Origin of the sequence: Aeribacillus sp. FSL M8-0254, assembly GCF_038008845.1 — a bacterium.
Classification (GTDB): Bacteria; Bacillota; Bacilli; order Bacillales; family Aeribacillaceae; genus Aeribacillus; species Aeribacillus composti.
Genome location: NZ_JBBOZY010000001.1, coordinates 2,440,958 through 2,461,205, shown reverse-complemented (window position 1 = coordinate 2,461,205; position 20,248 = coordinate 2,440,958). Strand labels below are relative to the sequence as shown.

21 protein-coding genes and 1 riboswitch are annotated in these 20,248 nt (G+C 38.2%); of the genes, 17 read left to right on the top strand and 4 right to left on the bottom strand.

What is annotated here, in order from left to right; translation table 11 throughout:
• Nucleotides 1-209: 209 nt before the first annotated feature.
• Together serA and NSQ44_RS11910 are read right to left on the bottom strand one after the other, a co-directional pair.
• Nucleotides 210-1,781 (bottom strand): phosphoglycerate dehydrogenase, encoded by a 1,572-nt coding sequence (serA, locus tag NSQ44_RS11915; RefSeq protein WP_340857137.1) that lies wholly within the window; start codon nt 1,779-1,781, stop codon nt 210-212.
• Between the two features lie 170 nt (nt 1,782-1,951).
• Entirely contained in the window at nt 1,952-2,449 is a 498-nt protein-coding gene (locus tag NSQ44_RS11910; RefSeq protein WP_340857136.1) for an inorganic diphosphatase, read from the bottom strand.
• 141 nt (nt 2,450-2,590) lie between these two features.
• Nucleotides 2,591-2,742: riboswitch (FMN riboswitch) on the top strand.
• A 157-nt stretch (nt 2,743-2,899) separates the two neighbouring features.
• Between NSQ44_RS11910 and NSQ44_RS11905 the strand changes: the two genes are divergently transcribed.
• Nucleotides 2,900-3,481 carry an ECF transporter S component gene (locus NSQ44_RS11905; RefSeq protein ID WP_340857135.1) on the top strand — a complete coding sequence of 194 codons (582 nt, stop codon included), beginning with the start codon at nt 2,900-2,902 and terminating at the stop codon, nt 3,479-3,481.
• A 137-nt stretch (nt 3,482-3,618) separates the two neighbouring features.
• On the opposite strand, the gene NSQ44_RS11900 is transcribed toward NSQ44_RS11905, so the two are convergent.
• Nucleotides 3,619-3,867: a ferredoxin gene (locus tag NSQ44_RS11900; protein WP_063388618.1), complete on the bottom strand. Its 249-nt coding sequence runs from the start codon at nt 3,865-3,867 to the stop codon at nt 3,619-3,621.
• A gap of 274 nt (nt 3,868-4,141) precedes the next feature.
• On the opposite strand from NSQ44_RS11900, the gene NSQ44_RS11895 reads away from it, so the two are divergent.
• The 8 genes from NSQ44_RS11895 to NSQ44_RS11860 all read left to right on the top strand — a co-directional run bounded on the left by NSQ44_RS11895 (nt 4,142) and on the right by NSQ44_RS11860 (nt 11,735).
• Nucleotides 4,142-5,203 (top strand): helix-turn-helix domain-containing protein, encoded by a 1,062-nt coding sequence (locus NSQ44_RS11895; RefSeq protein WP_340857134.1) that lies wholly within the window; start codon nt 4,142-4,144, stop codon nt 5,201-5,203.
• A complete protein-coding gene (locus NSQ44_RS11890; RefSeq protein ID WP_340857133.1) occupies nt 5,200-6,696 on the top strand; it encodes a RecQ family ATP-dependent DNA helicase in 1,497 nt (498 codons plus the stop codon). Before NSQ44_RS11895 ends, NSQ44_RS11890 begins: the two co-directional genes overlap by 4 nt.
• A gap of 4 nt (nt 6,697-6,700) precedes the next feature.
• The gene (locus NSQ44_RS11885) at nt 6,701-7,324 is read left to right on the top strand and encodes a CPBP family intramembrane glutamic endopeptidase (RefSeq protein ID WP_063388615.1); all 624 of its coding nucleotides are present in this window, start codon (nt 6,701-6,703) and stop codon (nt 7,322-7,324) included.
• Nucleotides 7,299-7,949: a LysM peptidoglycan-binding domain-containing protein gene (locus tag NSQ44_RS11880; protein WP_157728008.1), complete on the top strand. Its 651-nt coding sequence runs from the start codon at nt 7,299-7,301 to the stop codon at nt 7,947-7,949. The genes NSQ44_RS11885 and NSQ44_RS11880 overlap by 26 nt, the downstream gene beginning before the upstream one ends.
• Before the next feature lie 70 nt (nt 7,950-8,019).
• A complete protein-coding gene (locus tag NSQ44_RS11875; protein ID WP_340857132.1) occupies nt 8,020-8,472 on the top strand; it encodes a DUF2663 family protein in 453 nt (150 codons plus the stop codon).
• Between the two features lie 130 nt (nt 8,473-8,602).
• Nucleotides 8,603-9,184, top strand: coding sequence for a genetic competence negative regulator (locus NSQ44_RS11870; protein WP_063388612.1), 582 nt, complete (start codon nt 8,603-8,605; stop codon nt 9,182-9,184).
• Between the two features lie 235 nt (nt 9,185-9,419).
• Complete coding sequence (locus tag NSQ44_RS11865; RefSeq protein WP_063388611.1) at nt 9,420-10,676, top strand: Glu/Leu/Phe/Val family dehydrogenase; 1,257 nt, start codon at nt 9,420-9,422, stop codon at nt 10,674-10,676.
• Between the two features lie 90 nt (nt 10,677-10,766).
• Nucleotides 10,767-11,735, top strand: coding sequence for a YpdA family putative bacillithiol disulfide reductase (locus NSQ44_RS11860; protein ID WP_340857131.1), 969 nt, complete (start codon nt 10,767-10,769; stop codon nt 11,733-11,735).
• Between the two features lie 247 nt (nt 11,736-11,982).
• Here NSQ44_RS11860 and NSQ44_RS11855 read toward each other — a convergent pair whose 3' ends face one another.
• On the bottom strand, nt 11,983-12,951 hold the full coding sequence (locus NSQ44_RS11855) for an asparaginase (protein ID WP_130156166.1): 969 nt from the start codon (nt 12,949-12,951) through the stop codon (nt 11,983-11,985).
• A gap of 224 nt (nt 12,952-13,175) precedes the next feature.
• Between NSQ44_RS11855 and prsW the strand changes: the two genes are divergently transcribed.
• From prsW to rpsA, 8 genes are all read left to right on the top strand, one after another.
• Complete coding sequence (gene prsW / locus NSQ44_RS11850; protein WP_340857130.1) at nt 13,176-13,847, top strand: glutamic-type intramembrane protease PrsW; 672 nt, start codon at nt 13,176-13,178, stop codon at nt 13,845-13,847.
• A gap of 92 nt (nt 13,848-13,939) precedes the next feature.
• Nucleotides 13,940-14,893: a spore cortex-lytic enzyme gene (sleB, locus tag NSQ44_RS11845; protein ID WP_340857129.1), complete on the top strand. Its 954-nt coding sequence runs from the start codon at nt 13,940-13,942 to the stop codon at nt 14,891-14,893.
• A 14-nt stretch (nt 14,894-14,907) separates the two neighbouring features.
• Complete coding sequence (gene ypeB / locus NSQ44_RS11840) at nt 14,908-16,251, top strand: germination protein YpeB (protein ID WP_340857128.1); 1,344 nt, start codon at nt 14,908-14,910, stop codon at nt 16,249-16,251.
• Nucleotides 16,252-16,346: 95 nt separating this feature from the next.
• A complete protein-coding gene (locus NSQ44_RS11835; RefSeq protein ID WP_340857127.1) occupies nt 16,347-16,994 on the top strand; it encodes a flagellar brake protein in 648 nt (215 codons plus the stop codon).
• Nucleotides 16,995-17,038: 44 nt separating this feature from the next.
• Nucleotides 17,039-17,224 (top strand): DUF5359 family protein, encoded by a 186-nt coding sequence (locus tag NSQ44_RS11830; RefSeq protein WP_232515564.1) that lies wholly within the window; start codon nt 17,039-17,041, stop codon nt 17,222-17,224.
• 80 nt (nt 17,225-17,304) lie between these two features.
• Nucleotides 17,305-17,976 (top strand): (d)CMP kinase, encoded by a 672-nt coding sequence (cmk, locus tag NSQ44_RS11825; RefSeq protein ID WP_340857126.1) that lies wholly within the window; start codon nt 17,305-17,307, stop codon nt 17,974-17,976.
• A gap of 3 nt (nt 17,977-17,979) precedes the next feature.
• The gene (locus NSQ44_RS11820) at nt 17,980-18,564 is read left to right on the top strand and encodes a lysophospholipid acyltransferase family protein (RefSeq protein WP_311066281.1); all 585 of its coding nucleotides are present in this window, start codon (nt 17,980-17,982) and stop codon (nt 18,562-18,564) included.
• 150 nt (nt 18,565-18,714) lie between these two features.
• Nucleotides 18,715-19,860 (top strand): 30S ribosomal protein S1, encoded by a 1,146-nt coding sequence (rpsA, locus tag NSQ44_RS11815; protein WP_340857125.1) that lies wholly within the window; start codon nt 18,715-18,717, stop codon nt 19,858-19,860.
• The last annotated feature ends 388 nt before the right edge of the window (nt 19,861-20,248 follow it).

The following is a 20,248-nucleotide window of genomic DNA, read 5'->3' as shown; positions in this document are numbered from 1 at the left end:
CAAAAGGAACGGAAGTAGGTCTAAACATAAAGACACCATCATAAATATTGAGAATGTACGAAAGGAGGAAAGGAGGATGAACGGATGCTGGATTTAATGCGGAGGCTGGGTATTGCCCTAATTATGGGGCTTTTCATCGGTCTTTTGTTTTTGGGAGGATTAAAAACAGAGGAGCCAGGAGAGATAAGCCCTCCCAGCACCTTTAAATATTATAAATGAATAGTTTTGGCAGAAACGATGTCATCGAACTGGACTAACGCTTCAATAAGCTGATCATCAATCAGTTTATCACAAGTTAAAATCATGATTGCTTCGCCGCCGACGTTTTTACGTCCAACCTGCATTGTTGCGATGTTTACGCCATGGTCGCCCAGTACTTTTCCGACGCGTCCAATAACACCTGGTTTATCGATGTGTTCTACATATAATACTTCCCCTGCCGGGTAAAAATCGATATCGAAACCGTTTAAATCAACAATTCGTTCACCGTAGTTTGGAATATACGTTGCTTTTACGGAAAAAGTCCGATGATCTCCATCTACTTGAACAGCGATGCAATTTGCATATCCAGAACCGTTTGAAGCAATTTTTTCGCTGAAGCTGATGCCGCGTTCTTTGGCGATGAGGCCAGCATTCACTTCGTTAACAGTTGAATCAACCCGTTCTCCTAAAAATCCAGCAAGAAATGCTTTCGTAATAAAAGATGTTTCGAGTTCAGCAACCGTTCCTTCGTAAACGATTCCGATATGTTGAACAGGTTCTTTCATGTATTGAGAAGCAAGCTGACCCAATTTTTTGGCCAATTTATAAAACGGCTGTATTTTGTCAAATATATCTTTTGTTAATGTTGGTAGATTAATAGAATTTGTAACAGGTTTTCCATTTAAAAATTTTAATACTTCTTCAGCAACTTGAGAGGCAACGTTTAATTGGGCCTCTTTCGTTGATGCTCCAAGATGCGGTGTAGCAATGACCTGTTCAAAATCAAGCAGCTTCCGATTTACTGGAGGCTCGACTTCAAATACATCAAGTGCAACGCCTTTCACATGTCCAATTTCTAAATAATGAATTAATGCTTCTTCATCGATGATGCCGCCCCGGGCGCAGTTTAATAAATAAACTCCTTTTTTCGTTTTTCCGATATTTTCCTTTCCTAATAAACCTCTTGTTTCTTTTGTCAATGGTGTATGAACAGTAATGATATCAGCTTGCGCTAAAACTTCATCGAGCTTGCAGCTGTTTACTCCCAATTTTTGCGCCCGGTCTTTTGTTAAAAATGGATCAAACACTAAGACGTTCATTCCAAAAGCTTTTGCTCTTTTGGCAATTTCGCTGCCGATTCGTCCTAAACCGATGATTCCTAAGCTTTTGCCGTATAGCTCAGTACCGAGAAAGGCGGAGCGGTTCCATTCACCTGATTTAACGGAAACATTTGCTTGTGGAATATGACGAACAAGCGATGCCATCATGGCAAATGTATGCTCGGCAGTTGAAATCGTATTTCCGTCAGGTGCATTAATTACGACAACTCCGTATTTTGTCGCTGCTTCAACATCGATATTATCGACTCCGACGCCTGCTCTTGCAACAATTTTTAAATTTGTCATTTTTTGAAGCAGTTCTTCTGTTACTTTCGTTGCACTGCGGACGAGCAGAGCATCATATTTTTCCAGGTCGTCAACTTCACTTACTTTTTTCTGAACGACATTGATGTTTTCATCGTTCAATAATGGTGCTAATCCATCGCTTGATATTGAGTCAGAAACAAGAACATGAAACATTTTCTAAGATCCCCCTAGTGAACGAATTAAAAATGAAAACAAAATTTCTGATTATTTTATCTTAACTGATCTATGTTGTCAAGGTTCAAAACTTTACAGTTTGAAAACGTTTACTGTGTGTAAAAAGGGAAAAAGAGAGTTGCTTCTGAAGAAACAGCTCTCTTTTTTGTTTAATTGTTAGATTCATTGTATCGTGCAATACATTCGTCAATTAGTTTTGCCGCTGCTTCAGGTCCTTCCCACCTGCCGATCTCTGTTCGTTTTCCTTCCAAATCTTTGTAACGTTCAAAGAAATGGGCAATTTCTTTTAATTTGTGCTCCGGCAGATCTTCAATCGATTGAACATGGTCAAAACGTGGATCATCTACAGGAACGCCGATTAATTTTGCATCTTCTTCACCGCTGTCGATCATGTTTAAATAGCCAATGACACGTGATTCTATGACGCATCCAGGGAAAGTCGGATTGGTGACGATTACGAGAATGTCAAGAGGATCGCCGTCAAGTGCTAAAGTATTTTCTAAATAACCGTACTCTGCAGGGTAAAACATAGGCGAATAAAGAACCCGGTCTAGTTTAAAAACGCCTTTTTCCTTGTCATATTCATATTTGTTTTGGCTTCCTGTCGGAATTTCAATAAAAGCTTCGACAACTTTATTGTTTGCCATCGACAAAATCCTCCTTTATTATGTATGCCTTTTTATTATAGAGGATGTAAAAAATATTGGCAATTGTAGAAAAAAGACAATGAAATAAAATAAGTTTCTTTTTTTTTTATTATTGTATATAATGAAGATAAAAAAATATGGATTCATCTTCGGGGCAGGGTGAAATTCCCGACCGGCGGTGATAAAAGCTTTTAAGCTTTTTTAGCCCGTGACCCGTAAAGGTGTTTTTCCTTTACGGTGGATCTGGTGAGAATCCAGAGCCGACAGTATAGTCTGGATGGGAGAAGATGAGGGTTCAGGCGTTTCAAAAAATATGATCATTGAAACGTTTATTTTAACCTGCTTACAATTCTCCCTCTGCGTCAATGTAGAGGGTTTTTTTATTGAAGCAGGAGATGGACCCTTCCTTCTTTTCAAGATGGATCACAGAAAGAAAAGGAGAGAAGGACTGTGTTAAAAACAAAGGCATTTAAACTTGTTTTTGTAGGAATGTTGAGCGGGATTTCCTATTTGCTTATGGCTCTTAACTTTCCGCTTCCGGGACTTCCGGCATTTTTAAAAATTGATTTCAGCGAAATTCCTGCTATGCTGGCGACGATTTTATTAGGGCCGATTGCAGGATTGGCTGTAGAAGCGATTAAAAATACGCTTCATTACATCATTCAAGGAAGCGCGACAGGAGTTCCGATTGATCAGTTGGCAAATTTCTTGTCCGGATTGTTTTTCCTTTTGCCGTTTGCATTCGTATTTCAAAAAATTCGTTCGATGAAAGGGGTTCTTTTCGGTTTAGCTGCCGGGACCATTTCGATGTCAGTAGCCATGAGCTTATTGAACTATTATTTCATTTTGCCGGCATATACGCTGTTTTTAAATATGCCGCAAATGTCGATTGCAGAAGTGAAGCAAGTCATTATTGCCGGGATTTTGCCTTTTAACCTCATTAAAGGAACAATTATTGCCATTGTCTTTTTAATGATTTACGGCAGAATAAAAGAATGGCTTCAACATAAATTTAACGTGCAAAATGCATAAATTTATATGCAAAAAAGCGGAGATCAGCCGCTATGATGTTTTCGCATCATAACGGTGCTTCGAATTATGATACACAAAACCCCCCACAGAAATTCGTTTTTCCGTGGGGGGTTGTTCTTTTAAAGCTGATGAAACAGCTATTCAAATTTTAAAGGATCGCCGTCAAAGGGTTCATCGGCAATTTTAATGGAATCTGTTGGGCAACCTTCAAAAGCATCCATTAAATCATCTTCTAAAACTTCTGGAACTTCAACCGTCCCTTGGTTATCATCTAGAATAACGTATGCGATTCCTTCGTCGTCATAATCATAAATATCTGGCGCTGCTGCCCCACATGCACCGCATGCAATACATGTTTCTTTGTCAACGATTGTATATTTTGGCATTGTCTAACCTCCTGTATAAATGAAATGAGTAGAAGTCATAAAAGAGAAAGAAACATTTATCTTCCACTTCAGAATGTTTTATATAATAATCAGAATACCACATAATTATTGTAAGATGGAATATTAAACATTTCAATAAAAAAAGATGAAATGTCATAGTATTTCGATAAACTTACTTAAATCAAATCATTCATTATATATTTTTCGACAATTATTGGATAAATTTTGATAAAATAAGGATTGAACAGAAGGTTTCAATTTTTAAGGTGATCAAATGCCTCTCTCTTATTTGGAAGGAATCATCCTTTATTGTTTTCAACAGCTCAAATGCGAGCGATCGAAAGCAGCTGTTTTTCATTTATTAAAAGGAAAAAAATCTTCTCAAACGATTCAAGATAGCATTATTTTTCATTTATCGAACTTATTTGGCATTTGCCGCGAGCTCGAGCTTGAAGAATATAATCACTTGTTAAACAGATTGGTTCAGCTGTCATATGTCAAACAAGTAAAAGGCGAGTTTTATATGGTCACAATGAACGGCGAACGGGTGCTGCAAGAATTTTTGGCAGAAAAACCGTTTCCTGATAAGCTGGATGGGGCCACCTACAATGATATAGGAAAAATTTTTTGGCAGCGTTTATCTTTATTTGTTCAAACGGTTTCCCATCTAGTTTATAACCATTCGAAATTTTTACCTATAACCAATAATGGTCAGCTGTTGCATTTTGTCAAAACATACATATTGCGGATGAAAGAGACAAAGAAAAATATCGGAAATCGAACGTTTTTGGAAATGAACCGTTTGCTTGAATGTTTAGATGAAAAGGGAGCTATCTTAGTTGTCAATCGTTTGTCCGGCTTTAAAAAAAATGGAATCACCTTTGAACAGCTTGCAGCAGCTGCGAATGAAGATCCTTTTTATTTGAAGCTTATGTTTCAAGCTGCCGTCATTCAAATGGTGAACGAATTGCAAAAACGTTCTGATCAATATCCGATATTATTCGGTCTTTTACGAGATTTGATAAAAAAACACCCGCTAACCGCATCCGCGGAAAAAACGTACCGCTTGTTGGCGGAGGGGTTGGGCATTGATGAAATTGCAGCAGTCCGAAAGCTTAAAAGAAATACGATTGAGGACCATATTGTTGAGATTGCTTTAAACATGCACGATTTTGCCTTCGAACCTTATGTAAGCAAAGAAGATGTGGTCAAAATCGGGCAAGCGATTGAAAAGCTGCAAACGAACAAGCTGAAAACAGTTAAAGAATATCTTCAAGATCAATACAGCTATTTTCAAATTCGGCTGGCAATGGCTGCAATAAGGAGATGGCAATGACGAAAGATCTTTTTACTTTGCTGAAGGAAAAATTCGGTTATTCAAGCTTTAAAACAGGACAAAAGGAAATAATTGAAGATGTTATTAGCGGACATGACGTAGTTGCCATGCTTCAGACAGGCGGTGGAAAATCATTGTGCTATCAGCTTTCTGGCTATTGTTTACAAGGTGCTGTATTAATAGTGTCTCCGCTATTGTCGCTTATGCAAGACCAGGAACAGCAGATGAAAATGTTTGGAGAAAAAAGAGTCATTGCATTAAACAGCTTTTTAACCCGATATGAAAAAGAAAATGCTTTCCGGCAATTGCACCGTTACAAATTTATATTTTTATCGCCTGAAATGTTTAAATCAAAAAGGCTATTGGATGCATTGGCGCAAATCCAAATATCTTTATTTGTCGTCGATGAAGCGCATTGCATTTCACAGTGGGGACATGATTTTCGGCCTGACTATTTAAAGCTCGGAAAGGTAAGGGAGATGATCGGTTCTCCCCCTTGTTTGGCGATGACCGCCACAGCTACTAAAGAAGTGCTGAACGATATCGCGAAATGCTTGCATTTAACCGATGCAACATTTCATATTCATTCTATTGACAGGCAAAACGTTGCCATTAATGTTGAAGCCGTAAGCAGCCAAGAGGAAAAATTGGAGCGATTAGCCGATTGGCTGAAAATGTTAGAAGGGCCGGGTATCATTTATTGCTCCACAAGAAAGTGGGCGGAAGAGCTTGCCAGATGGATTGAACAAAAGGGAATGACAAATGCGGCTTATTATCATGGCGGAATGGAATATGAAGATAGAATGTTGATTCAACAGCAATTTTTAAATGACGAACTTTCGGTTATAACGGCGACAAATGCTTTTGGAATGGGAATAAACAAAAAAGACGTTCGATTTGTCATCCATTTCCATTATCCTGCTGACATGGAATCATACGTACAAGAAATAGGCCGGGCAGGAAGAGATGGAAACCAAAGTATTGCAATTGCACTTGTAGCAAAGGGTGACGAGGAGTTTCCCCGGTCGATAATACGTTCTGAATTTCCTGAAAAAAAAGAGATTGAGTTGATTGTAAAAACGATTCGGTTAAAGGGAAGCTTTGATTTAACAGAAGAAGAGTGGAGCAGCTTCGGCTTGTCTGATGTACAGAGGAGATTTTTACAATATAATTTCCAAATGTTGGATGAAAACATGTATCATTGGACGACTGATCAGATCGTAAATTATGTATGGAGCAAGATTGAAGATCGAATGAAAATGAAATTTAAAAAATTAGCCGACATGGAAGCATTTTTACGAGCAAAAGCATGCAGGCGGAACATGATTTTAAGCTATTTTCAGGAAAAACCTTCAACAAAGGTTTCTATTTGCTGCGACAATTGCGGAATAAACGATCGTTTTTTTATCCGAAAAAAAATTCATTCATCCCAGCCAATGATAAAGTGCGATTGGAAGCAAGAATTAAAAAGGCTGTTTCGTCAAAGTGGGTGAAGGCGTGATTAAAAGACAAGAAGAATTGATAAAGAACATGACCGATCGAGAGCTTTTATTTCATCTCATGGTCACTCAGTCGCTATTTCTTCTTATATCGATTATTTTAGGGTTCATTTTTTTTGACCGTGCGGAGGATTTTTTTCAATTATGGGAATTGAGTTGGGAAACGATAGCTGTTGGCTTGCTTGCAACAGTTATCGTTCTGCTCATTGATTTGGTAATTATGAAATGGGCGCCAAAAAGCTGGTACGATGATGGAGGAATCAATGAAAAACTGTTTCAAAACAGAAGCTTGCCGGAAATTTTTTGGATGACCCTTATCGTTGCTTTTGCGGAAGAAATATTGTTTCGCGGGGTTCTGCAAACCCATTTTGGACTGTTTATCGCCAGTTTGATCTTTGCCTTCATGCATTTTCGTTATCTTTCAAAATGGCTGTTATTTGCAACGGTTTTGTTCGTCAGTTTTTTTCTCGGAGTGATATTTGAACTGACTGAGAATATTTTAACAACAATTTTCGCTCATTTTCTTATCGACTTTGTATCGGCAGTGCAAATTCGCTTTCAATATTTGAAAAATAGTAAAGGCGATGGGAGGGACGATGAAGAAGATGACAAGTCCGTATGAACATGACCAAGCTGAGCGTTTAAGGGAAAAAATGATTGATGAAATAAAAGAGAGAACGGGGACATATCCGTCTCGGAGTGAAGTGCATAAAAAAAGGCGGAAGAAAAAAAAGAAAATGAACTATCCGCTTTTGCGTATTCTCGTCTTTCTTTTTATATTAGTGCCAGTCGTTGTTTTATTTTTAACTTCTTATTTGGAACGAAATCAATCAAACCGCAGCGGGGAAAATCTTTCAGATTTTGACTCTGTAATTATTAAAAATAATAGCGGGAAGTCTGTTCAAGAAGAGAGAGTGGAAGAAAATAATTCCTCTAATTCAGACAAAGAAGAAGGAAATCAGAATGAACAGGAAGCTTCTCCAACGACTGAAGAACAATCCTCTTCCAACAGCACAAGAGACGAAACCCGAAAAGAAATTTCTGGAAATGAAAGCGATGGAAACATGGAAGAGAACAGACGCATCATTACTCATGTTGTCCAGCCGAACGAAACGCTGTATAAAATCTCGATGAAGTATTATAAAAGCCGAAATGGCGAAGAGCTTATTCGAGAATGGAATCATCTTCAAGATTCCAACATTTATGTCGGACAAGTTTTAAAAATCCCTTTAGATAATCCCCAATAACTAAAAATTTTTCATATTTGAAAAAGATCATGCATAACTTGTACAAAAAACTTTGGGGGATTTTAAACGAATGGAAAGGCAAATTAAAGATCTGCCCTATACAGATCAACCTACCAAGCATATGCTGCAAGGGCTCATTGAGCGTAAAAGAGAATTCGAAACATATAAACAGATATGTTTGGTTTGGCAAATAATTACATTTGTGGAAGTGATCATTTTTATAGTGTTTATTTATTTCAACGTATATCAACGATTGGAAACAGATCTTTTGTTTGTTTTATTCTATTTTTTTCAACCATCATACTTATTCGCCGTTTTGCTGATTGCATTCAGCTATTCAACAGCCGTTTATTTTAAAAAGAAAGAAGAAAAAGCGGAAAAAGAATATCATGAGCTTAGATGGGAAATTATTGATAAAAGCACTGATTTTTGGAAAAGCGAAGAAGAGTGGATGAATCGCGACAAGGTTTTTTCTGTTATGAAAAAAGAATTTGATATTAATCTCTATTATAAAACGAAATAAAAATGTGATTTGTGAGTAAAAATGCTTGTCTTCACCCCCTCGTAATTGTAAACTGTTTACTAACTAAAGAACCATCTTTTAGAATCAACATACAATATCGTATGATGTATTGACGGCAGGAGGGAAGAAGATGCGGCTCGAGCGTCTTAATCATAATAAAATTAAAATTTTCCTGACTCTAGATGATTTGTCGGATCGCGGCTTAACAAAAGAAGATCTATGGAACAACTCTTTAAAAGTTCATCAGCTTTTCCGGGAAATGATCAATGAGGCAAGTGAAGAACTCGATTTTCATGCAAACGGTTCGATTGCGGTCGAGGTGTATTCACTAAAAGCACAGGGAATGGTGATTATTGTTTCCAAAAATAATGATGAAGAACTTGAAGATGAATTTTTAGATGATTATATTGAAATGCAAGTAAAAGTGGATGAACATCAAGATATATTGTATGAGTTTTTGAATTTCGAAGATGTTCTCGATCTTGCAAAAGTTCTTCAACGTTTCGAAATAACAGAAGGCGCGCTATATTCATATCAGGGACGATACTACCTGCTGTTTGATGACATCTCTAAGATTGAAACGGAGCATCTTGTTGCAATTTTAGCGGAATATGGAACGCCGACACATATGACAACTCATAGACTGCATGAATATGGAAAATTATTGATAAAGGATCACGCTGTTCGTCTTTTGAATGACTATTTTTCCTGAGGCTGATAAAACATCGCCTTTCAGCGATGTTTTATCAGCTTTTTTTGCGTAGATTCAGTATTTTATTTGATAAAAAACAAGCGGTTTGCCGCTTTCTTTTTTTAACAAGAAATTCAGTATCCCTTTATTTTCTATGAATTAATGATTGAATTAATTTATAGAAGGTGTATACTAAGTCATGAAAGGTGGACTTTTCCTTTTCATTATTAAAGAACATATAGGAGGTTTACTTATTATGGTAGCCGAAGGCAATGACAAGCATGATGTGCTAAAAGCTACGCAAAAGGTAATACATAAAGCGTTAGGAAAACTAGGTTATCCAGAAGAGGTGTATGAATTATTAAAAGAGCCGATTCGCATGCTGACAGTGAAAATACCTGTTCGCATGGATGACGGTTCTGTTAAAATATTTACTGGCTACCGGGCGCAGCATAATGATTCTGTAGGACCTACAAAAGGAGGCGTTCGCTTCCATCCAAATGTAACTGAAAACGAGGTAAAAGCGCTTTCAATTTGGATGAGTCTAAAATGCGGAATTATTGATTTGCCTTACGGTGGTGGAAAAGGTGGAATTGTTTGTGATCCAAGAGATATGTCGTTCAGGGAATTAGAAAGATTAAGCAGAGGATACGTTCGGGCAATTAGTCAAATTGTTGGCCCTACAAAAGATATACCTGCACCTGATGTATTTACGAACTCGCAAATCATGGCTTGGATGATGGATGAATACAGCCGGATTGATGAATTTAATTCGCCAGGATTTATTACCGGCAAGCCTCTCGTTCTCGGCGGTTCACATGGCCGTGAATCGGCAACGGCAAAAGGCGTGACCATTTGCATTCGCGAAGCAGCGAAAAAGCGTGGAATTTCTTTACAAGGGGCTAGGGTCGTTGTCCAAGGATTTGGAAATGCAGGCGGTTATTTAGCAAAATTTATGCATGATGCCGGAGCAAAAGTTGTAGGTATTTCCGATGCATACGGCGGTCTGTACGATCCAGACGGACTTGACATCGATTATTTATTAGACCGGCGCGACAGCTTCGGAACTGTTACGAAATTGTTTAATGATACGATCACTAATAAAGAATTGTTAGAACTTGATTGCGAAATTTTAGTTCCTGCGGCGATTGAAAACCAAATTACAGAAGAAAATGCCCATAATATTCGGGCTCAAATTGTCGTAGAAGCAGCCAACGGTCCGACAACTGTTGAAGCCACTCAAATCTTAACGGACCGGGGAATTTTACTCGTTCCTGACGTATTGGCAAGCGCGGGAGGAGTAACGGTTTCTTATTTCGAATGGGTTCAAAATAATCAGGGCTACTATTGGTCTGAAGAAGAAGTGGAAGAAAAATTGGAAAAAATGATGGTGAAAGCATTTAACACTGTATATGAAACGGCGCAAAACAGAAGAGTAGATATGCGGCTTGCTGCATATATGGTAGGCGTAAGAAAAATGGCAGAAGCATGCAGATATCGCGGATGGGTATAATATTTGCATCGTTTTGCAGTTTCCCCTATGATAATGTAGGGGAAATTTTTCTTTTGTCACCAATCGCTTAATGCTATAGGAGTGATCATGATGCAAGAAGAAAAAGTGATCATTGTCGGCGGAGGTCCATGTGGACTATCGGCTGCGATCGAATTGAAGGAAAAAGGAATAAATCCTTTAGTTATTGAAAAAGGAAATATTGTTGATTCCATTTATCGCTTTCCAACACATCAAACCTTTTTCAGCACAGCAGACAGGCTTGAAATTGGCGGAGTCCCATTTATCACAGAAAACCGAAAGCCTGTCCGCAATCAAGCGCTTGCTTACTACCGGGAAGTTGTGAAGCGAAAAAATTTGCGCATTCATACATATGAAAAAGTAGAGAAGGTAGAAAAGCAGCAGGACGGAACGTTCATGGTAACAACGGAAAAAGGAAAATATCGTGCGTCATTTGTTGTGATTGCTACAGGTTATTATGATAATCCAAATTACATGAATGTTCCAGGCGAAAATCTGCCCCACGTTTTCCATTATTTTAAAGAAGCTCATCCATATTTTGATAAAGATGTCGTTGTGATCGGCGGGAAAAACTCAAGTGTTGATGCCGCACTTGAGCTTTATAAAGCAGGGGCTAGAGTAACTGTATTGTACCGAGGAAGCGGGTATTCTTCAACCATTAAGCCTTGGATATTGCCAGAATTTGATTCTCTTATCAAAAAAGGCTATATAAAAATGGAATTTCGGGCAGATGTAAAAGAAATTAAAAATGACTCTATTAGTTATATTGTGAACGGAACAGAAGAAAAAACTATTCCTTGTGATTTTGTCTTTGCCATGACTGGCTACCATCCAGATCATAACTTTTTGAAAAAAATGGGTGTACTTATTGATGAGCAGACAGGCAGACCTGACTACAATCCCGATACAATGGAAACGAATGTAAACGGGATTTTTATAGCCGGTGTCATCGCAGCTGGAAATGATGCAAATGAGATTTTTATCGAAAACGGCAGATTTCACGGGGAATTGATCGCAGAAGAAATTATCAAAAGAGTATAAAAATAGGGATGTCCCGAAAATAATCAAGTAGAGAAAAACAATCCGTTTTTCTCTACTTGATTTTGTTGCTTTCATAAGTTGTGGGGCCGTCCAGAAATCAAATCGCCATTGAAAACAAAAAATCATAAACACCGATATATCAACATTAATGGGGGCGTCAATAAGCCGTAAAAACGACTTATTAGACACCCCTTTTTTACTTGTAACATTTTTTAGTAAAATTTGTGTTGATCATCACAACAGCTTATTATTTCGAAAACATTTCTTCTATTTCAGTTAAATCGCTCGTTTTTTCTAAAGCCACTAAAAGCTTTATTCTAGCTTTTTGCCCGTTTAATCCGTTCGAAAATATAACGCCAAGCTGTTTTAAATGTTTTCCTCCGCCCTGATAATCATAGACATCCTGCACAATGCCGTTAAAACATCGTGAGACAATGACGATCGGCACTTTCTTCTCAATAAGCCGTTTCATGCCGGGGACTAAAGCCGGCGGCAAATTTCCTTGCCCTAAAGCTTCAATGACGATTCCATCCGGATTCAGTCCTTCAACTGCTTCCATTATTTTTTCATCCATGCCTGCATACGCCTTTAAAAGGAGCACATGTTTAGAGATTTTCGTTATACTATATGTTTCTTTTCTTAACGGATAGTGATGAAATGTCAGAATTTTTTTGTTCACAATACCGATCGGTCCGTATTGCGGACTTTGGAATGTAGCGATATTGCTTGTATGCGTTTTTGTGACGTTTTTTGCTGTATGAATCTCGTCATTCATGACAACTAACACACCAAGGTTTTTCGCTTCGTCGGAAGCAGCAACTTTTATGGACATTAATAAATTATATAATCCGTCTGATCCGAGTTCATTATTTGACCTCATCGCACCCGTTACAACAACGGGGATGGGAAGGTCAAGAGCCAAATCTAAAAAATAAGCTGTTTCTTCTAAAGTATCCGTTCCATGAGTGACGACGACACCGTCGATGCTTCCATTTTTGGCATGATGTTCGATTTCTTTTTTAATTTCCAGCATTTCCTTAGGAGTTATATGCGGGGAAGGTAAGTTAAAAAGCTCTTTTACGATTGTTTGTACATTGTTTACATTCAATGAAAAATTTGTTAGTGGATTGGACCCTTCAGGTCTCACTGCACCGCTTTGTTCATCTTCCAGCATTGAAATTGTACCGCCTGTATGTAAAATCAATACTTTCTTCATCTTTTTATCCCTTTCATTAAAGTTTCATTTTTTCATGCTTATTTTTGATTTTCATTTTGTCATATACATGTTACCATTTTATCAAAAGGATGTTTTTAACAACTTACTGCTGCTCTAACATGAATCATCATTTCTCATTCTTTTATTTTGTTTTATTTTAAAAGGAACATTCTGATAAATCTATACATAAATAAGGAGAAACTAGAAGAAAAGAGGCTGTCATTATGATTGCGATTATTACAGCAGGCATTGCACCAGGGCTGGCAATACTTTCATATTTTTATTTGAAGGATCAATATGAAATGGAACCCCTTTACATGGTTGTTCGGTCGTTTATTTTCGGTGCGCTGCTTGTTTTTCCAATTATGTTTATTGAATACGTTCTGGAAACAGAAAATGTATTTCCCTCTTCTTTTTTACAAGCTTTCTTTGCTTCGAGTTTATTGGAAGAGTTTTTTAAATGGTTTATTTTTTATTTTACAATTTACTCCCATTTTCATTTTGATGAACATTACGATGGAATCGTTTATGGTGTGTCCATCTCTCTCGGCTTTGCGACATTGGAAAATATTTTATATTTAATTGCGAACGGTGTGGAGTTAGCATTCGGGCGCGCAATTTTTCCAGTCCCAAGCCATGCATTGTTCGGTGTCATCATGGGGTATTATTTAGGAAAAAGCAAATTTTCGAATGATAGGCTTAAAAAAAGATGGCTCTTTTATTCTCTAGTTATTCCGTTTCTTTTGCACGGAACGTACAATTATATCTTGCTTTCCAATGAAGACTGGAAGTTTTGGGTCACTCCGTTTATGGTGTTTTTATGGTGGTTTGGGCTTCATAAAGCAAAAAAAGCGCGCATGGCATACAAGCAAAATATCGAAACAATATCAGGATAAAAAAATTTTTGAACCGGCATGAGCCGGTTTTTTTGTTGTATAAAATGACATCTACTACAGAAAATACATGTAACGATATAAAGTGAGGAGGCATGATGATGGGAAAAAACATGAAATATCTGCTCGCAAACGCTTTTGTTTTAATCGTTTTTCTTATTCTTTCTAACAATCAGCTGCATGTTCATGCTTTTAGCGAACAAGTGATTCAGAGAGGTGCGACAGGTGATGATGTCATTGAACTGCAGGCAAGACTTCAATATAACGGATATTATCATGGGAAAATTGATGGGGTATATGGATGGAATACTTATTGGGCAGTTAGAAAATTTCAAAATAATTTCGGACTTAAAGAAGTAGATGGTTTAGTTGGTCCTGAAACAAAACAAAAGCTTATCAATACGACAAAATATTATAAGTCTTTTGTCCACGAACAAATTCGAAAAGGCAGAGACTTTACCCATTATGGCGGAGTGCCGCTAAAAATCCAAACAGCGCCTTCTGAGGAGCTGCGCGCAAAATGGCGGAAGCAAACCGAAAAAAATCTCGCAAAAAATGTACCGCCAAAAAAACAACAAGCTGGTCAGGCTGGACAAGGGCAAAAGCAGGCTGCTCCTAAACAGCAAGCAGCCCAAAATAAACAACAAACAGGGAAATCGGTACAGCCGATGGCGGTGAATATGCCTGGAGGCTTTTCACAAAATGACTTAAATCTTTTAGCCAATGCCGTTTACGGAGAAGCCCGTGGCGAGCCTTATATTGGTCAAGTAGCAGTTGCGGCAGTTATTTTAAACCGACTGAACAGCCCGACATTTCCAAATACGGTTGCTGGTGTTATTTTTGAACCGGGTGCTTTTACAGCTGTCAGCGATGGACAAATATATTTGACACCAAATGAAACAGCGAGAAAAGCGGTGATGGACGCCATTAACGGGTGGGATCCGACAGAAGAAGCTCTCTATTATTTCAATCCTGATACAGCAACAAGCCCATGGATATGGACGCGGCCGCAAATCAAGAAAATCGGAAAACACATATTCTGTGAATAGTGAGGTGATTCAATATGCTTCGAGGATTATTAATCGGGCTGCTTACAGTGGCCTTAATCGGAACAGGCTACTGGGGATATAAAGAGCATCAGGAAAAAAACGCCGTATTAATTCATGCAGAAAACAATTACCAGCGGGCTTTTCACGATCTAACCTATCAAGTGGATCAGCTTCATGACAAAATTGGCGAGACACTCGCCATGAATTCAAGAAAATCATTGTCACCGGCGCTGGCGGAAGTTTGGAGAATTACATCGGAAGCGCACAATGATGTCGGCCAGCTTCCGTTAACTCTTTTACCTTTCAATAAAACAGAGGAATTTTTATCAAATATTGGTAAATTTAGTTATCAAACAGCAGTGAGAGATTTAAACAAAGATCCGTTAACGGATCAAGAATATGAAACGTTAAAAAAATTGTATAAAAATGCAAAAGACATACAAGACGAATTGAGAAACGTCCAGCATTTAATCTTAAAAAACAATCTGCGCTGGATGGATGTTGAACTCGCACTAGCATCAGGGCAAAAACAAATGGACAATACGATCATTGATGGATTTAAAACGGTAGAAAAAAATGTTGAAGGCTATTCCGAAACTAATTTCGGTCCAACGGCAACAGCGCTGCAAAAGCCTAAAAAAGGATTTGAACAATTAACTGGAAAGGAAATATCAGAGCAAGAAGCAAAACAAATCGCAAAACGATTTGCCCCTAAAAATGTAGAACGAGTAGATGTAACAACAAATGGTAAAGGATCAGACATTCAGTTTTACAGCATTACTATGCATGATAAAGGAAATAAACATGATGTTTATATGGATATCACGAAAAAAGGCGGTCATTTAATTTATTTATTGCACAACAGAGATATTAAACAACAAAAAATCAGCTTAAATGAAGCATCCAACCGAGCAACGGAATTTTTGAAAAAGCTAAAATTTAAGGATTTAGAGCTTTATGAGAGTGCACAATATGACAACATTGGTGTTTTCACATTTGTTTCTAATTACAAAGGTGTACGTCTATATCCTGATGCAGTTCGTTTAAAGGTAGCGTTGGACAACGGAGAAATTATAGGTTATTCTGGACGTGATTATTTAGCAGCGCACAAAAAAAGAAATTTGCCGAAACCGGCTATTACAAAAGAAGAAGCGAAAAAATCAGTCCATTCTAACGTTGAAATTCAGGAGGATCGATTAGCTGTTGTGACAAATGATGCCGGCGAAGAAGTGCTGTGCTATGAATTTTTAGGAACGATTGACCAAGACACGTACCGCATTTTCATCAACGCAATGGACGGAACGGAAGAAAAAGTGGAAAAATTGCAAAGTGCTGAACCGTTATTCAGAGAACTTTAATCACAAAAAGGGGAGTCGATTTTTAGGCTTTCCCTTTTTTTCATTTCATGTTTTAATAAATGTAGAGCGCTTATTACATTGAAAGAGTGGTAACGTTGATAAAAATTGGTACGATGATCACATTGGAACTTTCTGGCCAAGATCAAATACTAAAATGCAAACTTGTGGACCAAGAAGAAAACATTCTTTATATTGATTTTCCTATAAATAGCAAGACAGGAAAAACTGTTTTCTTACCAAACGGTACCGAGCTCGTTGCAACATTTGTGAACAGCGAAAAAAAACCGTATAAATTTCGTACTAAAGTTCTTGGCAAGAAAAAAGATAACCTCCCGATGATCATGCTTCAGGCACCTGAGTATATGGAGGAGATCCAAAGGCGGCAATTTGTCAGAATCGAGACAGCCGTTGATGTAGCCATACACGCCATTAATCAGGAATTCGCCCCATTTACAACAGTTACAAACGACATAAGTGCTGGCGGCATTTCAATCATTATTCCAAATGGTGTGGACGTACCGCTAAATGAAAATATACATATTTATATGGTGCTCACGTTTATGGACGGAACGATTGAATATTATAAGGTAACAGGGAAGGCGCTCAGAGTTGTGGAAGCGGAACATCATAAGCTCGCTTCCATAGCATTTATCGACATTGACGAAAAGACGCGGCAAAAATTGATTCGCTTTTGCTTTGAACAGCAGCTGCAAATGAAAAAGAAAGGAATTTTGAATGAATAATACCGGCAAGGCTGTCCATACTATTTATAAAAAATGGCAAAAGGATGTTTTTTGTGAAGCGCTTTGAACAAATATTGATCAAATTGATCATTATACAATTCATTATGTTAATTGCGGCTCAGCTTTTTTTGCGCCATTCTGAATTGAAGCCATATTTATCAAAAGCCGTGCAATATGAAGGTGTTGGAAACATGTCCATCTCCGAATGGGTGGAAACTATCAGCCGCTAAAAGAGCAGGAAACCCCTGCTTTTCTTTCTGTATTCCAAAAAAAATAGATACATATTTTTTGAAACTAGCTAGGAGGTATTATGAGTAAAAAAATTTCCATTGCAATCGACGGTCCGGCAGCTGCCGGGAAAAGCACAGTTGCCAAAAAAATCGCAAAAGATTTAGGCTATACATACATTGATACGGGTGCGATGTACAGAGCTCTCACTTTGAAAGCTTTACAGAATGGCATTTCTTTGGAGGATGAAAAAGCGCTCACCAAGCTTTTGAATGAAATGACGATTGAACTGAAGCCGGTAAATGAAGGTCAGCAAGTGCTAGTAAACGGTGAAGACGTAACGGCGATTATCCGTTCCAATGAAGTAACAAAGCATGTTTCCACTGTTTCCAAACATCCTAATGTGCGGGAGGAAATGGTGAAAAGGCAAAAACAGCTTGCAGGAAACGGCGGCGTTGTCATGGATGGCAGGGATATCGGCACTCATGTGCTGCCGAATGCGGAGTTGAAAATATTTTTAAAGGCTTCTGTAGAGGAAAGAGCAAAAAGAAGGTATGAGGAGAATTTAAGAAAAGGTTTTACATCCGATTTAACACAATTAAAGAAAGAAATTGAAGAAAGAGATAACCTTGATTCCACGAGGGCAACTGCCCCATTAAAAAAAGCGCCGGATGCCGTCGAAATCGATACAACTTCATTGACGATTGAAGAGGTGGCGGAATTAATTAAAGAATTGGTAAAAGAAAGGCTGTAAGAAATGGGTAAATTTTATCAATTTGCAAGGGCAATTGTTTACTGCTTTATTAAACCGCTCTTTCGGGTCGAAGTGATCGGAAAGGAACATTTTCCAATGGATGGTGCCGTGCTGCTTTGTTCCAATCATATTAATAATTTGGACCCTCCGACGATTGGTATCGTTTCACCAAGGCAGCTCCGTTTTATGGCTAAAGAGGAGCTGTTTAAAATTCCGGTTTTCAGCCTGATCGTCCGGGCATTGGGGGCGTTTCCGGTCAAAAGGGGCTTTTCCGATCGAGAGGCGTTAAGAACAGGCTTGAAAATATTAAAAGAAAGAGAAGTTTTAGCCATTTTTCCGGAAGGAACGAGAAGCAAAACAGGTGAACTCGGAAAAGGTTTGGCTGGTGCAGGTTTTTTTGCCTTAAGATCAGATTGTGTCGTCTTGCCATGCGCCGTCGTCAGTTCTTACAAACCGTTTCGGAAAACGAAAGTCATTTTCGGACCAGCCATTGATTTTACATCTTATCGAAACAAAAAAATTTCAGCTGAAGAAGCGACCGATAAAATCATGACAGAAATTAGAAATTTGCTCGAAAAATATAGGTAATCAATGGATTTAACTTGACAAACGGAATTTTTTGTTAGAACTTATAGAAAAGAGGTATTTTTCATTCTATTTAGAGTAGCTTGTGACATACTAAATAGAATGGTACATATTTTGTTGAGTTGCTATGGCTTGACCAAGGAGGTAAATGGTATGGTAGAGGACATCAATCAAGGTGAAGTTTTTGTGCCTGAAGTGGGAGACGTTGTAGAGGGAATTGTAACAAAAGTGGAAGATAAGCAGGTGATTGTTGATATTAAAAATTGCAAACAAATGGGCATCATTCCGATTAGTGAACTGTCTAGTTTGCATATTGAAAAAGCTTCAGATGTTGTAAAGGAAAATGACAAGCTTGAACTAGCGGTCATTAAAGTTGAGGAAGAAGCAGTCATTTTATCGAAAAGCAAAGTGGCTGCGGATAAAGCTTGGGTGGAATTAGAGAGAAAATTTGAAAATAAAGAAGTATTTGAGGCAGAAGTGAAGGATGTCGTAAAAGGCGGTTTAGTGGTAGACCTGGGCGTCCGCGGATTTATTCCTGCTTCATTGGTTGAACCTCACTATGTTGAGGATTTTTCAGATTATAAAGGAAAAACATTGACATTGATGGTTGTGGAGCTAAACCGTGAAAAAAATCGAGTGATTTTGTCTCATCGTGCTGTAGTGGAAAAGGAGCAGGAAGAGAAAAAACAGCAAGTGCTTCAGTCGATTCAGCCTGGTGATGTATTGGAAGGAACAGTCCAACGTTTAGCCGATTTCGGAGCCTTTGTTGACATCGGCGGGATTGACGGTCTTGTACATATTTCTCAGATCTCTCATGCTCATGTAGATAAACCGTCAGATGTGCTTCAAGAAGGCGAAAAGGTAAAAGTGAAAGTTTTGTCTGTCGATCGGGATAATGGACGGGTTTCACTATCGATTAAAGAAACATTGCCTGGTCCATGGGAAAACATTTCTGAAAAAATCAAATCCGGTGATGTTGTCGAAGGAACTGTACAACGCCTCGTCTCATTCGGAGCTTTTGTTGAAGTTTTACCTGGAGTAGAAGGTCTTGTCCATATATCGCAAATTTCTAAAAAACATATAGGCACTCCTCAAGAAGTATTAGAAGAAGGACAAAAGGTAAAAGTAAAAGTGCTTGATGTAAACGAAGAAGAGAAACGGATTTCCTTAAGCATAAAGGAATTGGAAGATGATGGGCCCGGTAGTGAAGAAGATTTTCGCAAATATCGTCCGAAAGAGGAATCGACAGGATTTCAACTAAGTGAAATGATCGGAGAGCAATTAAATAAATTAAAATAAAGACAAAGGCGATTATCGCGAGCTGCCCCTTGTCAAGGTGACAGCGGAATAAAAAATGATCTAAGCGGCTTTATCTCTATATTCCATAGGGCTGAGGCCGTTTAGTCGTTTTATGAGGGTAATTTGTATCGATTGCCAGTCCTCAAACGAAATCTACGTTTCGCATTTGAGCGTTCTCCAAAAAGACTCAATAAGCACCGCCCAGCATATAACGAGCTGTTTTATCATCTTCTCCACTGCTGTTCTTTTCATAAATCCTTGAGAATGATACGATCCATCCTCCCTGTAATAAGCTGTTATTGTTCGAAGCCTTGCCTAGTATATAGCTTCCATATCACTTCAATAAGCTGTCTTTTGAGTTCTGCAGTATCGGTTCGATTTTTGCTAA

What these genes read in the sequence shown, in the direction of transcription:
- NSQ44_RS11900 (WP_063388618.1), bottom strand. Translation starts at nt 3,867, where the DNA reads ATGCCAAAATATACAATCGTTGACAAAGAAACATGTATTGCATGCGGT.
- prsW (WP_340857130.1), top strand. Translation starts at nt 13,176, where the DNA reads ATGATTGCGATTATTACAGCAGGCATTGCACCAGGGCTGGCAATACTT.
- serA (WP_340857137.1), bottom strand. Translation starts at nt 1,781, where the DNA reads ATGTTTCATGTTCTTGTTTCTGACTCAATATCAAGCGATGGATTAGCA.
- NSQ44_RS11890 (WP_340857133.1), top strand. Translation starts at nt 5,200, where the DNA reads ATGACGAAAGATCTTTTTACTTTGCTGAAGGAAAAATTCGGTTATTCA.
- NSQ44_RS11910 (WP_340857136.1), bottom strand. Translation starts at nt 2,449, where the DNA reads ATGGCAAACAATAAAGTTGTCGAAGCTTTTATTGAAATTCCGACAGGA.
- NSQ44_RS11860 (WP_340857131.1), top strand. Translation starts at nt 10,767, where the DNA reads ATGCAAGAAGAAAAAGTGATCATTGTCGGCGGAGGTCCATGTGGACTA.
- NSQ44_RS11820 (WP_311066281.1), top strand. Translation starts at nt 17,980, where the DNA reads ATGGGTAAATTTTATCAATTTGCAAGGGCAATTGTTTACTGCTTTATT.
- NSQ44_RS11830 (WP_232515564.1), top strand. Translation starts at nt 17,039, where the DNA reads ATGTTTTTTGTGAAGCGCTTTGAACAAATATTGATCAAATTGATCATT.
- ypeB (WP_340857128.1), top strand. Translation starts at nt 14,908, where the DNA reads ATGCTTCGAGGATTATTAATCGGGCTGCTTACAGTGGCCTTAATCGGA.
- sleB (WP_340857129.1), top strand. Translation starts at nt 13,940, where the DNA reads ATGATGATGGGAAAAAACATGAAATATCTGCTCGCAAACGCTTTTGTT.
- NSQ44_RS11895 (WP_340857134.1), top strand. Translation starts at nt 4,142, where the DNA reads ATGCCTCTCTCTTATTTGGAAGGAATCATCCTTTATTGTTTTCAACAG.
- NSQ44_RS11855 (WP_130156166.1), bottom strand. Translation starts at nt 12,951, where the DNA reads ATGAAGAAAGTATTGATTTTACATACAGGCGGTACAATTTCAATGCTG.
- rpsA (WP_340857125.1), top strand. Translation starts at nt 18,715, where the DNA reads ATGGTAGAGGACATCAATCAAGGTGAAGTTTTTGTGCCTGAAGTGGGA.
- NSQ44_RS11870 (WP_063388612.1), top strand. Translation starts at nt 8,603, where the DNA reads ATGCGGCTCGAGCGTCTTAATCATAATAAAATTAAAATTTTCCTGACT.
- cmk (WP_340857126.1), top strand. Translation starts at nt 17,305, where the DNA reads ATGAGTAAAAAAATTTCCATTGCAATCGACGGTCCGGCAGCTGCCGGG.
- NSQ44_RS11865 (WP_063388611.1), top strand. Translation starts at nt 9,420, where the DNA reads ATGGTAGCCGAAGGCAATGACAAGCATGATGTGCTAAAAGCTACGCAA.
- NSQ44_RS11875 (WP_340857132.1), top strand. Translation starts at nt 8,020, where the DNA reads ATGGAAAGGCAAATTAAAGATCTGCCCTATACAGATCAACCTACCAAG.
- NSQ44_RS11880 (WP_157728008.1), top strand. Translation starts at nt 7,299, where the DNA reads ATGAAGAAGATGACAAGTCCGTATGAACATGACCAAGCTGAGCGTTTA.